Here is a 13,463-nt window from a genome sequence, read left to right on the forward strand (position 1 = left end):
CTTTTGTCAGATCGTTCTTTAAAAATTCGGATATGTGATAGATATAGACTGAACACCAGTTTCACTGCTGGTGGATCAGGCTAAGGTAAAATTTGTGAGTTCTGCTCGAAAGAGCAACGTACGAATTTTCGGCGAATGTCGTCTTCACAGTATAACCAGATTGCTTGGGGTTATATGGTCAAGTGAAGAAGCGCATACGGTGGATGCCTTGGCAGTCAGAGGCGATGAAAGACGTGGTAGCCTGCGATAAGCTTTGGGGAGTCGGCAAACAGACTGTGATCCAGAGATCTCTGAATGGGGGAACCCAGCCAGCATAAGCTGGTTATCTTGTACTGAATACATAGGTGCAAGAGGCGAACCAGGGGAACTGAAACATCTAAGTACCCTGAGGAAAAGAAATCAACCGAGATTCCCTTAGTAGTGGCGAGCGAACGGGGACCAGCCCTTAAGTTGATTTGAGATTAGTGGAACGCTCTGGAAAGTGCGGCCATAGTGGGTGATAGCCCCGTACACGAAAATCTCTTGTCAATGAAATCGAGTAGGACGGAGCACGAGAAACTTTGTCTGAATATGGGGGGACCATCCTCCAAGGCTAAATACTACTGACTGACCGATAGTGAACCAGTACCGTGAGGGAAAGGCGAAAAGAACCCCGGAGAGGGGAGTGAAATAGAACCTGAAACCGTATGCGTACAAGCAGTGGGAGCCTACTTTGTTAGGTGACTGCGTACCTTTTGTATAATGGGTCAGCGACTTATATTCAGTGGCGAGCTTAACCGAATAGGGGAGGCGTAGCGAAAGCGAGTCTTAATAGGGCGTTTAGTCGCTGGGTATAGACCCGAAACCGGGCGATCTATCCATGGGCAGGTTGAAGGTTAGGTAACACTGACTGGAGGACCGAACCGACTACCGTTGAAAAGTTAGCGGATGACCTGTGGATCGGAGTGAAAGGCTAATCAAGCTCGGAGATAGCTGGTTCTCCTCGAAAGCTATTTAGGTAGCGCCTCATGTATCACTGTAGGGGGTAGAGCACTGTTTCGGCTAGGGGGTCATCCCGACTTACCAAACCGATGCAAACTCCGAATACCTACAAGTGCCGAGCATGGGAGACACACGGCGGGTGCTAACGTCCGTCGTGAAAAGGGAAACAACCCAGACCGTCAGCTAAGGTCCCAAAGTCATGGTTAAGTGGGAAACGATGTGGGAAGGCTTAGACAGCTAGGAGGTTGGCTTAGAAGCAGCCACCCTTTAAAGAAAGCGTAATAGCTCACTAGTCGAGTCGGCCTGCGCGGAAGATGTAACGGGGCTCAAACCATGCACCGAAGCTACGGGTATCATCTTATGATGATGCGGTAGAGGAGCGTTCTGTAAGCCTGTGAAGGTGAGTTGAGAAGCTTGCTGGAGGTATCAGAAGTGCGAATGCTGACATGAGTAACGACAATGCGAGTGAAAAACTCGCACGCCGAAAGACCAAGGTTTCCTGCGCAACGTTAATCGACGCAGGGTTAGTCGGTCCCTAAGGCGAGGCTGAAAAGCGTAGTCGATGGAAAACAGGTTAATATTCCTGTACTTCCAGTTATTGCGATGGAGGGACGGAGAAGGTTAGGCCAGCCTGGCGTTGGTTGTCCAGGTTTAAGGTGGTAGGCTGAAATCTTAGGCAAATCCGGGATTTCAAGGCCGAGAGCTGATGACGAGTTGCCTTCAGGCGACGAAGTGGTTGATACCATGCTTCCAAGAAAAGCTCCTAAGCTTCAGATAACTGGGAACCGTACCCCAAACCGACACAGGTGGTTAGGTAGAGAATACCAAGGCGCTTGAGAGAACTCGGGTGAAGGAACTAGGCAAAATGGCACCGTAACTTCGGGAGAAGGTGCGCCGGCGAGGGTGAAGGACTTGCTCCGTAAGCCCATGCCGGTCGAAGATACCAGGCCGCTGCGACTGTTTATTAAAAACACAGCACTCTGCAAACACGAAAGTGGACGTATAGGGTGTGACGCCTGCCCGGTGCCGGAAGGTTAATTGATGGGGTTAGCGCAAGCGAAGCTCTTGATCGAAGCCCCGGTAAACGGCGGCCGTAACTATAACGGTCCTAAGGTAGCGAAATTCCTTGTCGGGTAAGTTCCGACCTGCACGAATGGCGTAACGATGGCGGCGCTGTCTCCACCCGAGACTCAGTGAAATTGAAATCGCTGTGAAGATGCAGTGTATCCGCGGCTAGACGGAAAGACCCCGTGAACCTTTACTATAGCTTTGCACTGGACTTTGAATTTGCTTGTGTAGGATAGGTGGGAGGCTTTGAAGTGGGGACGCCAGTTCTCATGGAGCCATCCTTGAAATACCACCCTGGCAACTTTGAGGTTCTAACTCAGGTCCGTCATCCGGATCGAGGACAGTGTATGGTGGGTAGTTTGACTGGGGCGGTCTCCTCCCAAAGAGTAACGGAGGAGTACGAAGGTGCGCTCAGACCGGTCGGAAATCGGTCGTAGAGTATAAAGGCAAAAGCGCGCTTGACTGCGAGACAAACACGTCGAGCAGGTACGAAAGTAGGTCTTAGTGATCCGGTGGTTCTGTATGGAAGGGCCATCGCTCAACGGATAAAAGGTACTCCGGGGATAACAGGCTGATACCGCCCAAGAGTTCATATCGACGGCGGTGTTTGGCACCTCGATGTCGGCTCATCACATCCTGGGGCTGAAGCCGGTCCCAAGGGTATGGCTGTTCGCCATTTAAAGTGGTACGCGAGCTGGGTTTAGAACGTCGTGAGACAGTTCGGTCCCTATCTGCCGTGGACGTTTGAGATTTGAGAGGGGCTGCTCCTAGTACGAGAGGACCGGAGTGGACGAACCTCTGGTGTTCCGGTTGTCACGCCAGTGGCATTGCCGGGTAGCTATGTTCGGAAGAGATAACCGCTGAAAGCATCTAAGCGGGAAACTTGCCTCAAGATGAGATCTCACTGGGATCTTGAATCCCCTAAAGGGCCGTCGAAGACTACGACGTTGATAGGTTGGGTGTGTAAGCGCTGTGAGGCGTTGAGCTAACCAATACTAATTGCCCGTGAGGCTTGACCATATAACACCCAAGCAATNGTGTGTAAGCGCTGTGAGGCGTTGAGCTAACCAATACTAATTGCCCGTGAGGCTTGACCATATAACACCCAAGCAATCTGCTACGCAGATTGTGGTGGTGAAGACGAAAGACCCGAAAATTCGTAAGACCACAAATATCGCATATCCGGATTCGCTGGGCTGTCCATCTGGACATTCTGGCAACAGAATTTCTTGACGACCATAGAGCATTGGAACCACCTGATCCCATCCCGAACTCAGTAGTGAAACGATGCATCGCCGATGGTAGTGTGGGGTTTCCCCATGTGAGAGTAGGTCATCGTCAAGATTCATTTCGCAAAACCCCTATCTGCGCATGCAGGTAGGGGTTTTGTCTTTGTGGGCAAAAAACTGGACCTGCTCGAGAGCGGAGATGGCACCGGCTTCGCCGGTGTTCGCGGGTAAACCCGCTCCTACAGCGGCCTGTGTCCACCCCCCGATGTGTGTCCACCACCGATCTGTGTAGGAGCGGGTTTACCCGCGAATACGGTGGCGGCGGCAACGGTGAACGGCGGGTGGAAATTGGCCCGCAGGCGCGGCCCATTCGCGGGTAAACCCGCTCCTACAAATCATGAAATGTGCGTCATTTATACCTGACGAATGACAGCGTAATGCTACGCTCGCGGAAATACTCAGCACGGATACTTACCATGGAAATGAACTGGCATCAGGCCCTGCAAGAGAGCCTAAGCTGGCTGGCAATCGCCTCGTTCATCACCCTTGTCAGCTTCACTGCAGCCGCAACTCTGGCCGTGCGTTTTACACGCTGGGGCAGCCAGTTCTGGCAGCTTGCCGGGCCCTATTTCAGTTTCAGGCGCAGTTGGCGGCCGTTGCTGGTGTTTGCCCTGCTGCTGGTCCTGACGCTGTTTTCGGTTCGCCTGAACGTGCTGTTTTCGTTTTGGTACAACGGCTTCTACAGCGCCTTGCAGGGCCTTGACCAGGCGGCGTTCTGGTACCTGCTCGGCGTCTTCGCGGTGCTGGCCACCATCCATGTGCTGCGCTCGCTGTTCACCTTCTATGTCAGCCAGGCATTCAGTATCAAGTGGCGGGTCTGGCTGACCGAGCGCCTGACCCACGACTGGATGCAGGGCGATGCCTATTACCGTGGCCAGTTCCTTGCCGAGCCAGTGGACAACCCTGACCAGCGTATCGAACTGGACGTTAACGCTTTCGTCACCAACTCAGTCAGTCTTGCCTTGGGCGCAGTCAGTGCGCTGGTTTCACTGGTGGCGTTCACCGGCATCCTCTGGGGGCTGTCAGCACCGTTGACGGTGGCCGGCGTGGAGATCCCTCGGGCGATGGTATTTGCCGTTTACCTGTATGTCATCATCGCCACCTGGGTCGCCTTCCGCCTCGGGCGCCCACTGATCCGGCTTAACTTCCTCAACGAGAAACTCACCGCCAACTTCCGTTACGCGTTGATGCGCCTGCGTGAGAACGCCGAGAACATTGCCTTCTACCAAGGTGCGCAAGTCGAGCGGGGCACGTTGCTCGGCCGTTTTGCTGCCTTGATCGTGAATGTCTGGGCATTGGTGTACCGGAACCTGAAGTTCAGTGGTTTCAACTTGGGTGTCAGTCAGGTTGCCGTTGTGTTTCCGTTCATTCTTCAGGCGCCGCGCTTCTTCAGTGGGGCGATCAAGCTGGGCGACGTCATGCAAACTTCCCAGGCCTTTGGGCAGGTGCAGGATTCTCTGTCGTTCTTCCGTGAGTCGTACGATGCGTTCGCGCAGTACCGCGCGACCCTTGATCGTCTCACCGGCTTTCTCGATGCCAACCAGCAGGCAAGTGCGTTGCCGCGCGTCACCACCGAAGACCAGGCGCATGCGCTGCAGATCGCGGGGTTGCAGGTGCTACGCCCGGACGGACATGCCCTTATCGCCGACCTGGACCTGAGCTTGCACGCCGGTCAGGCGTTGTTGATCAAAGGGCCATCGGGCAGTGGTAAAACCACGCTGCTGCGTGCCCTGGCGGGCCTTTGGCCGTATGCCGAAGGCAAGGTCAGGCGGCCAACGGGCCATCAGGCACTGTTCTTGTCGCAACGGCCGTACCTGCCGCTGGGTGACTTGCGTACCGTCATTGCCTACCCGGCAGCCAGCAACCCCAAGGATGAACTGCTCATGCAGCAGGCATTGCGCCAGGTCAACCTGGCCCATCTCGCCGAGCGTCTGGACGTCAGCTGTGACTGGTCACACATCCTCTCGGTGGGCGAGCAGCAGCGCCTGGCGTTCGCCCGGGTGCTGTTCAACAGGCCACAGGTGGTGTTCCTCGACGAGTCCACCTCGGCGATGGATGAAGGGCTCGAGCATGCCCTGTATGCGTTGTTGCGTTCGGAGATGCCGAGTGCATTGCTGGTCAGTGTCGGCCACCGTAGCACGCTGGCGGCGTTCCATACCCACCGGCTTGAGGTGGATGGGCATGGCGGTTGGTCGTTGCTGGAGCAGGAGGCTGCGCTGGCTTAGTTCGGCTTGTGGGTGAGATCGCCATCCGGCATCGCGATTAGCTTGGCCCCTTCACTGCGTGCATTGGCGACATCCTTACTCGAACGCTTTCACCGGCAGGCGGCGCTCCCTGTCCAGACGTTCGGCCTCTGCGGCGGGGCGTCCGGGTTACAGGATGGAACTGTTCAACCTGCGTACGCCGCAGCCGTGAACCGCCAGGCTAGCCAGGTTCAGCGCAGCAGCGTCAGTCCTGCAAGGGTGGTGACGGCAAAGCCCGCACCAACCAGGAAGGTTGCCTGGTACCCTGCACGCTCCCACAGCAATCCGGCAACCACGCTGGCTATCAGCAGCGCCGCACCGGTCAGCAGGTTGAACAGGCCGAAGGCGGTACCGCGCAAGTTGGCGGGGGCGCTGTCGGCGATCATGGCAGAGAAGATGCCCTGGCTGAAGCCCAGGTGCAGGCCCCAGGCCGTTACTCCAAAGGCAAGCCCGACCCATCCTGGCAAAAGGGCCAGCAGCAGGTCGGCAGTGATCAGCAGGCCTAGCCCGGCCATCAGCACGCCACGGCGCCCCACTCGGTCCGACAACACGCCGGCAGGGTAGGCCGACAGTGAGTAGGCCATCGCCATCAATACCAGTACCGCCGGCGCCCATAGCGGTGTCAGGCCTATGTTCTGAGCCCGCAGCAGCAAGAACGCCTCGCTGAAACGGGCGAGGGTGAACAACGTGGCCAGACCGATCAGGCGCCAATAGACCGGCCCGAGGCGCCGCAGCTCGTGCAGTGCCAACGGTGAGCGCACCGGACGCCCCATCGCTGGGGCCGCAGGTTCGTGAACGAAGGCAATCAGGATATACACCGCCACGAACGCCGGGATAACAGCTACCCAGAACACGGTCTGGAAATGGCTCGCTGTCAACCACATCAATACGATCGCCAGCAATGGCCCGAGGATAGCGCCTACGGTATCGAGCGCCTGACGCAGGCCGAACGCCGCGCCGCGCAGCTCGACCGGCGTAACATCGGCCACCAGCGCATCGCGTGGGGCCCCCCGAATACCCTTGCCGACGCGGTCGACGAAGCGTGCCGCAGTCAGCCACTCAAGTCCGGGAGCCATGGGAAATACCGGCTTCATCAGCGCACTGAGGCCGTAGCCGAGGACTGTCAGCAGCTTGCGTTTACCCAGTCGGTCGCTGAGGGCACCAGAGAACACCTTGGTGAACGATGCGGTCGACTCGGCGATTCCTTCGATAAGCCCCACCGCTATCACCGAAGCGCCGAGCACACTGACCATGTACAGGGGCAGTAGGGCGTGGATCATCTCCGAGGAAATGTCCATCAACATCGACACGAAGCCCAGCGCCCAGATACTGCGGGGCATCTTCGGCAGGCTTTTGGCAGTGTTCGCGCAGCTGTTGTCATCGCCACGCATCTGGTCTCTCCGCAGCGTTGTACGTCGAAACTGTAGATGCCTGCACACAGGATGCAAACTGGATAGGTGGATAGCAGCAACAGCCTGTGGAGATGACGAAACTTTCCATAAATGCAGGGGTGGTTATTCCGTCAGAGAGTGTCTTCGCCCGTTTCGCGGGTAAACCCGCTCCTACAGGCGACCGCGAAGGCTTATCAAATTTAGGGGGCAGTCCGGCGTGGCTCACAAGCTTCGCTGTGGCAAAGATCACGGTTCAGCAAAGTTCAGTAACAAACATGTAAACTTCGTAAATAAGATTTACTCGCATTTGCGATTCTCTATATTTACCACCCCTGTTGGCCGCCAAACTGAGTGCGGGGCTGGTGGGCGAGGGCTCCCGGTTTCCGACAGGGATGTGCCTTTTCGCTCATGAATCGCAGGAGATGTACCCATGCAGTGCAGAACTTCACCCAACAGCCTGGCCCTGGCGTTCGTTGCGCTGGCGTCGCCGTCCATGCTGGCGACCGCAGCAGAGTCCGAGGAGCGGCGTGCGGGTGAGGTCCTGGAAGTGCCCGTCGCCGACAACGCTCTGGTGATCCAGGACACCCTGATCACCGCCGAGCGCGAGGCGCGACAGGCCCTGGGCACGTCGATCATCACGGCCGAAGACATCAAGCGCCACCCGCCGGCCAATGACCTGTCCGACATCATCCGCCGCGAGCCCGGGGTTAACCTGACAGGCAACAGTGCCAGTGGGGCACGCGGAAACAACCGGCAGATCGACCTGCGCGGCATGGGCCCGGAAAACACCTTGATCCTCATCGACGGCAAGCCATCCAGCGCGCGCAACGCCGTGCGCTATGGCTGGAACGGTGACCGTGATACTCGGGGTGAAACCAACTGGGTGCCGGCCGAAGCGGTCGAGCGCATCGAGATCTTGCGTGGCCCGGCCGCCGCACGCTATGGCTCCGGCGCCATGGGCGGGGTGGTCAACATCATCACCAAGCGTCCTTCCGACGAGTTGAAAGGCAGCGTCAGCCTGTACACGCAGCTGCCGGAAGACAGCGCAGAGGGCGCCAGCCGCCGAGCCAACTTCAACCTCGGTGGCGGCCTGACCGATAACCTGGGTTTCCGCCTGTACGGCGGCCTGGCAAAGACTGACGCCGACGATCTCGACATCAACGCCGGGCATGCCACCAGCGCCCTGGTAGCGGGGCGGGAAGGCGTTCGCAACAAGGACATCAACGGCCTGCTGAGCTGGAAACTGAACGACGAGCACCGCTTGGAAGCCAGTGCCGGCTACAGCCGTCAGGGCAACATTTTTGCCGGCGACACCATGAACAGCAACGGCGGCGGAGACGTTGACTTCGTCTCCAGCCTCTACGGCCACGAAACCAACGTGATGCAGCGCAGTACTTATGACCTGACCCACCTCGGTGATTTCACCTGGGGTACCAGCAAGACCACGCTGGCCTATGAATACGTACGCAACTGGCGGCTTAACGAGGGCTTGGCTGGCCGCACCGAAGGTGCCCCAAGCAACGAAGGTGGGGCTATGTCACGTTTGCGCAACACACGCCTGAGCAGTGAGGTGAACCTGCCGTTCGCCATGGGCAGCACAGACCATGTGCTTACCTTGGGCGGCGAGTACCTGTACGAAACCCTCAACGACCAAGGTTCGTTGCGCCCGCAAAGCTCCGACCCCACCAACAATGACGGCCTTGTCGGCTTCGATCGCAGCAGCTCGAAGATGACCGCACGCAGCTATGCGCTGTTTGTCGAAGACAACATCATCGTTGGCGACACCACCCTTACGCCGGGCCTGCGTTTCGACCACCACGAAACCTTCGGTGACAACTTCAGCCCCAGCCTGAACCTGTCGCACAAGCTCACCGAAGCGCTGTCGGTAAAAGGCGGCATCGCCCGTGCCTACAAGGTTCCGAACCTGTACCAGTCCAACCCCAACTACCTGCTGTACAGCCGCGGTAATGGCTGCAGCGTGCAACAGACCAACAATGGCGGCTGCTACCTGCAGGGCAACGCCGACCTCAAGCCCGAGATCAGCGTCAACAAGGAAATCGGCCTGCTGTACGACCGGGGTACCTGGCGCACCAGTGCCACCTACTTCCGCAACGACTACAAGAACAAGATCATCGGTGATACCGATGTGCTTTACACCATTGGTACCGGCAGCCGCGTGACTCAGTGGGACAACGCCGGAAAGGCGCGGGTGGAAGGTGTCGAAGGCAACTTCTTCATCGAGTTGGCCCCGACCCTGGACTGGAACACCAACCTGACCTGGATGCTCGACAACGATGATCGCGAAACGGGCGAGCCGCTGTCGGTGATCCCGGAATACACCGTCAACACCAGCCTCGACTGGCGCGCCACCGAGCAGCTGTCATTCCAGGTAGCGGGTACTTACTTCGGCAAGCAAAAATCGCCGACCTACAACTACCGCACCCAGCAGGACTACGACAAGATCGCCCAGCAGGACGTCGAGGCCTATGGCCTGGTGGACGTGAGCGCCGGGTACAGTTTCAATGCCAACTACGACGTGCGGGTAGGCGTGAACAACGTCTTCGACAAGCAGATCCTGCGCGGCGGCAACGCCAGCAGCTCGGGGGCAAACACGTATAACCAGCCGGGCAGGGCTGTGTTTGCTGCGCTGAATATCAACTTCTGATCCAAAGTGCCGCGATGCGGCCCAATCGCGGGTCAATCGGGTCGCGCATGGCCGACGACATTGTTGCAGCCAAACGTCTCGCAGCGTGCTAAACCATGCACCCCAGCCCGCTGCGAGAAATGCCTGGTGAAAGCCATCCGCCTGACCCTGATCTGCCATGCCCTGACCCAGGCCCAGAAGAACGGGCGCCTGCACCATACGGATGATGGCATCCTGCCGCTAGCCCGTCAGTCAGACGCCGACCGTTCAGGCGTGCAACTGCTGAGTGCGCCAGAGCGGCGGGCTTGCGAGACGGCAGCGTGGTTAACGGGGGCAGTACAGATCGAGCCAGGTTTGGCCGATTGCGACCTTGGGCGCTGGCAAGGTGTGTCGTTGAAGCAGCTACAAGCCGAGCAACCGCAGGCGTTGGCTGAATGGCTGCAGGATCCGGCCAGTGCCGTGCATGGTGGCGAGTCGTTCGCTGCGCTATGCCAGCGCCTGGCCGCCTGGCTGGCGGCCTTCGACAGGCCGGGTGACTGGCTGGCGGTGACCCACCCGATGGTCATACGCGCCATGCTGGTGCAGGTGCTTGGGTGTCCGATGAGTGCCGGGCAGCGAATCGACGTGCTGCCGCTGTCACGTCTGCAACTGAGTTTTACCGGGCAGTGGCGGTTGCGCCTGTGCTAAGGCTCAGAACGCCAGCTTGTAACCGATCAGCAGCAGCATCGTTGCCAGGCAAGGGCGCAGCACGCGGTCGGAGATCCGCCCAGTGAGGTGGCTACCCAGGTAGATGCCTGGCAGCGAGCCCAGCAGCAGGTAGCCCAGCAGCGACCAATCCATGTTGCCCATGCCCGCGTGGCCCAGGCCTGCTACCAAGGTCAGTGGCACGGCGTGGGCAATTTCAGTACCGACCAGGCGACGGGTGACCAGAAACGGGTACAGCAGGAACAGCGCCACCGTACCCAGGGCGCCAGCACCGATGGAGGTGAGGGTGACCATTATTCCAAGCACCACGCCGGTCAGCACTGTGAGGATGTTCAGGCTGCGGTCGCTGAGGTGATAGTGATCACCGGCATGGCGGCTGGCGAAGGCCTGCAGGCGCGATTTGAACAGGATGGCCAGCGCGGTCAGGATCAGCACCACCGCCAGGCCTTGCTTGATGATGGCGTTGAGCGCCGAGGTATCGGCGTGCAGGGTGCTGAGGAACCACAGGGTCAGCGCCGCTGCGGGCACGCTGCCCAGGCTGAGCAGGCCGGTGATCTTCCAGTCGATGTTCTTGTTGCGCGCATGCACCCAGACGCCACTGGCCTTGGTGATCGCTGCATACAGCAGGTCGGTGCCGACAGCGGTCGCCGGGTGGATGCCAAACCACAAAAGGATCGGGGTCATCAGCGAGCCGCCACCGACGCCGGTCATACCGACGATGAAGCCCACGACCAGGCCAGCAATGGTGAAACCGAAAGAACCTACATCCATACGCTACTCGACTGCCCAACTTTGCCCGTTATCGGATGCCAGTCAGCATATAGATTTTTTTATAGCCAAATAGACTTGTTCGTTATTAGGTTATAACCAGGCTTGCCTTGGCAGGCGCAGCGGATCAACGATCGGTCATCACTACCATGACATGGGCATCACCACCGTCATCGCTTTCCGACAGGTAGATGTGCCCCACCTGGCTGTCGAAATACGCAGTCTCCTGCGGCCCGATGCTGACCGCTTCTCCGGTCTCGAACTCGATGCGCACGCGCCCGCTCAGCACCAGCGCGAACTCTTGCCCGGGGTGGCGGATAAAATCGTCGAACTGGCCGCGTTCCCGGGCAATGATGCGGGCATAGGCCGGTGTCATGCGTCGTGCGGGGAAATCCCCGGCAATCGGATAATAGTCGTAGGTGCCGGTCGAATAACCCGCCGCTGCGGGCAGTGAGTCGACCACCACGGTCACCGGCACCGGGGCGCTGACCGTGCCGCTGGCGCGGAACAGCTGGGCAATATCGACATTCAGCGCCCGCGCAGCAGCGGCCAGTTTTTCATAGCTGACCGACACCTGCGCCAGTTCCATCTTCGACAACGTGGACAGCGGCACGCCACTGGCTTCGGACAATTGCTTGAGGGTCATCTGGCGCGCCTTGCGCACCTGGCGCAGGCGCTGGCCCACTACTGCACGGTCAAGCTGGGGTAGAGCTGAAGGCATTCAGGGATCTCGGCATGCGGCGTTGGTCGGGCATCTTACCTTGGACCCTTGCGTATTTCTAAATTCTCATATATTAGAATTCTCATAAATGATAATTAGCCTGGCAGGAGCGTGCATGACCCCGACCTACGACACCCTGATCATCGGTGCTGGCATCGCCGGCGCCTCGCTGGGCTACCGCCTGGCCGGCCAGCAGCGTGTGCTGCTGGTCGAGCGTGAATCGCAGCCTGGCTACCATTCCACCGGGCGTTCGGCGGCCATGTTCATGGAGGCTTACGGCACCCCACAGATCCAGGCACTGACCCGCGCCAGCCGGGCCTTCTACGAATCGCCACCGCAGGGCTTCTGCGAGCACCCGCTGCTGGAGCCGCGAGGCTGTCTGTATGTGGCCAGCCTGGAGCAGCGGGAACTGCTTGAGCAAACTTACGCGCAGAACCTGGCCAATGGCACAGAAGTCAGCCTGCTTGACCGGGATGCAGCCTTGGCACTGATACCCAGCCTGCGTGGCGAAACCCTGGCCGGCGCCGTGCTTGAGCCAGGTGCAATGGACCTTGACGTACATGCCTTGCACCAAGGCTTCTTGCGTGGTTATCGCACCGCCGGCGGTGAACTGCGCTGCAACGCCGAGCTGATCCAGGCCTGGTACCTGGACGACGTGTGGCAGGTGGAGTTGGCTGATGGCAGCCGCCTGCAGGCCCGATGTCTGGTCAATGCTGCAGGTGCCTGGGCGGACCGTGTGGCCGAGCAGTGCGGGGTGGCGCGCATCGGTTTGCAACCGTGCCGTCGTAGCGCCTTCACCTTCCCTGGTCCGGCAGAGCAGGACTTTACTCGTTGGCCTGCGGTGATTGGCGTCGATGAAAGCTTCTACTTCAAGCCTGATGCCGGCCAACTGTTGGGGTCGCCAGCCAATGCCGACCCGGTTGAGCCACAGGATGCCGCGCCCGAGGAGTTCGACGTGGCCTTGGGTATTTACAACATTGAAGCCATGACCACCTTGGCGATCCGCCGCCCTAGCCACACCTGGGCCGGGCTGCGTTCGTTCGTTGCCGACGGCGACCTGGTGATCGGCTTCGATGCGCATGCACCCGCGTTTTTCTGGCTGGCGGCCCAGGGTGGCTATGGCATCCAGTCGGCAGCGGGCGCCTCGCGCCTGGCCGCCGACGTGTTACTGGGCCAGCCGTTGTGTGCCAGCCTTGTCAGCCAGGGCGTGGCGCCCGAGCGCCTGTCCCCGGCCCGTTTCCAGCAACCCTGAAAGGAGCATCCCATGAGCAATGACATTGAGCGTTTCCCCAGCAGCTTGCCGTTCCCGTTTTCCCGCGCGGTGAAGGCCGGTGGCTTTCTGTTCCTCTCCGGGCAGGTGCCGATGAGCGCCGGTGGCGAAGTGGTGCGCGGTGATATCCAGGCCCAGACCCGTGCTGCCTGCGAGCGTATCGCCGAAAGCCTGGCGGCCTGTGGCGCGCGCTTCGATCAGGTGGTGAAGGTCACGGTCTGGCTGTCGGACATGCGCCATTTCGCCGGCTTCAACGAGGTGTACAAGGCGTTCTTCGGCGCGGCGCTACCGGTGCGTTCCACCGTGGCCTCGGCGTTGGCCCTGGGCGTGGATGTGGAGATCGAAGTGCAGGCGTTCGTCGGCGACGCCTGACAGGGCAAAGA

8 protein-coding genes and 2 rRNA genes are annotated in these 13,463 nt (G+C 59.2%); 7 read left to right on the forward strand and 3 right to left on the reverse strand.

All coding sequences use genetic code 11. From position 1 onward, the window contains the following. Nucleotides 1-176: 176 nt before the first annotated feature. The 3 genes from FQ668_RS11025 (at nucleotide 177) to FQ668_RS11040 (ending at nucleotide 5,563) form a co-directional block, all read left to right on the forward strand. A 23S ribosomal RNA gene (locus tag FQ668_RS11025) occupies nucleotides 177-3,069 on the forward strand. 208 nt (nucleotides 3,070-3,277) lie between these two features. Next, a 5S ribosomal RNA gene (gene rrf, locus FQ668_RS11030) occupies nucleotides 3,278-3,393 on the forward strand. 361 nt (nucleotides 3,394-3,754) lie between these two features. After that, the gene (locus FQ668_RS11040) at nucleotides 3,755-5,563 is read left to right on the forward strand and encodes an ABC transporter ATP-binding protein/permease (RefSeq protein ID WP_019438694.1); all 1,809 of its coding nucleotides are present in this window, start codon (nucleotides 3,755-3,757) and stop codon (nucleotides 5,561-5,563) included. A gap of 209 nt (nucleotides 5,564-5,772) precedes the next feature. Here FQ668_RS11040 and FQ668_RS11045 read toward each other — a convergent pair whose 3' ends face one another. Next, nucleotides 5,773-6,972, reverse strand: coding sequence for an MFS transporter (locus FQ668_RS11045; protein ID WP_019438693.1), 1,200 nt, complete (start codon nucleotides 6,970-6,972; stop codon nucleotides 5,773-5,775). A gap of 430 nt (nucleotides 6,973-7,402) precedes the next feature. Between FQ668_RS11045 and FQ668_RS11050 the strand changes: the two genes are divergently transcribed. Continuing rightward, nucleotides 7,403-9,637, forward strand: a complete 2,235-nt coding sequence (locus tag FQ668_RS11050; protein ID WP_019438692.1) for a TonB-dependent siderophore receptor — start codon at nucleotides 7,403-7,405, stop codon at nucleotides 9,635-9,637. 126 nt (nucleotides 9,638-9,763) lie between these two features. Further along, the gene (locus tag FQ668_RS11055) at nucleotides 9,764-10,303 is read left to right on the forward strand and encodes a histidine phosphatase family protein (RefSeq protein ID WP_019438691.1); all 540 of its coding nucleotides are present in this window, start codon (nucleotides 9,764-9,766) and stop codon (nucleotides 10,301-10,303) included. Between the two features lie 3 nt (nucleotides 10,304-10,306). Here FQ668_RS11055 and FQ668_RS11060 read toward each other — a convergent pair whose 3' ends face one another. Both FQ668_RS11060 and FQ668_RS11065 read right to left on the reverse strand, forming a co-directional pair. Next, nucleotides 10,307-11,092, reverse strand: coding sequence for a sulfite exporter TauE/SafE family protein (locus FQ668_RS11060; RefSeq protein WP_019438690.1), 786 nt, complete (start codon nucleotides 11,090-11,092; stop codon nucleotides 10,307-10,309). Nucleotides 11,093-11,216: 124 nt separating this feature from the next. Then, nucleotides 11,217-11,810 carry a helix-turn-helix domain-containing protein gene (locus FQ668_RS11065; RefSeq protein WP_012053085.1) on the reverse strand — a complete coding sequence of 198 codons (594 nt, stop codon included), beginning with the start codon at nucleotides 11,808-11,810 and terminating at the stop codon, nucleotides 11,217-11,219. Nucleotides 11,811-11,925: 115 nt separating this feature from the next. Here FQ668_RS11065 and FQ668_RS11070 point away from each other — a divergent pair, with 115 nt between their 5' ends. Both FQ668_RS11070 and FQ668_RS11075 read left to right on the forward strand, forming a co-directional pair. Continuing rightward, a complete protein-coding gene (locus FQ668_RS11070) occupies nucleotides 11,926-13,062 on the forward strand; it encodes an FAD-binding oxidoreductase (RefSeq protein WP_014591700.1) in 1,137 nt (378 codons plus the stop codon). A 12-nt stretch (nucleotides 13,063-13,074) separates the two neighbouring features. After that, nucleotides 13,075-13,452, forward strand: coding sequence for a RidA family protein (locus tag FQ668_RS11075; protein ID WP_014591699.1), 378 nt, complete (start codon nucleotides 13,075-13,077; stop codon nucleotides 13,450-13,452). Nucleotides 13,453-13,463: the final 11 nt, after the last annotated feature.

Origin of the sequence: Pseudomonas sp. Kh14, from assembly GCF_900291005.1 — a bacterium.
In the GTDB taxonomy this organism is placed as follows: domain Bacteria; phylum Pseudomonadota; class Gammaproteobacteria; order Pseudomonadales; family Pseudomonadaceae; genus Aquipseudomonas; species Aquipseudomonas alloputida.

Bases quoted from the DNA above. Each gene is read 5' to 3' on its own strand.
- FQ668_RS11075 (WP_014591699.1), top strand. From the start codon at position 13,075: ATGAGCAATGACATTGAGCGTTTCCCCAGCAGCTTGCCGTTCCCGTTT.
- FQ668_RS11060 (WP_019438690.1), bottom strand. From the start codon at position 11,092: ATGGATGTAGGTTCTTTCGGTTTCACCATTGCTGGCCTGGTCGTGGGC.
- FQ668_RS11065 (WP_012053085.1), bottom strand. From the start codon at position 11,810: ATGCCTTCAGCTCTACCCCAGCTTGACCGTGCAGTAGTGGGCCAGCGC.
- FQ668_RS11040 (WP_019438694.1), top strand. From the start codon at position 3,755: ATGGAAATGAACTGGCATCAGGCCCTGCAAGAGAGCCTAAGCTGGCTG.
- FQ668_RS11070 (WP_014591700.1), top strand. From the start codon at position 11,926: ATGACCCCGACCTACGACACCCTGATCATCGGTGCTGGCATCGCCGGC.
- FQ668_RS11045 (WP_019438693.1), bottom strand. From the start codon at position 6,972: ATGCGTGGCGATGACAACAGCTGCGCGAACACTGCCAAAAGCCTGCCG.
- FQ668_RS11050 (WP_019438692.1), top strand. From the start codon at position 7,403: ATGCAGTGCAGAACTTCACCCAACAGCCTGGCCCTGGCGTTCGTTGCG.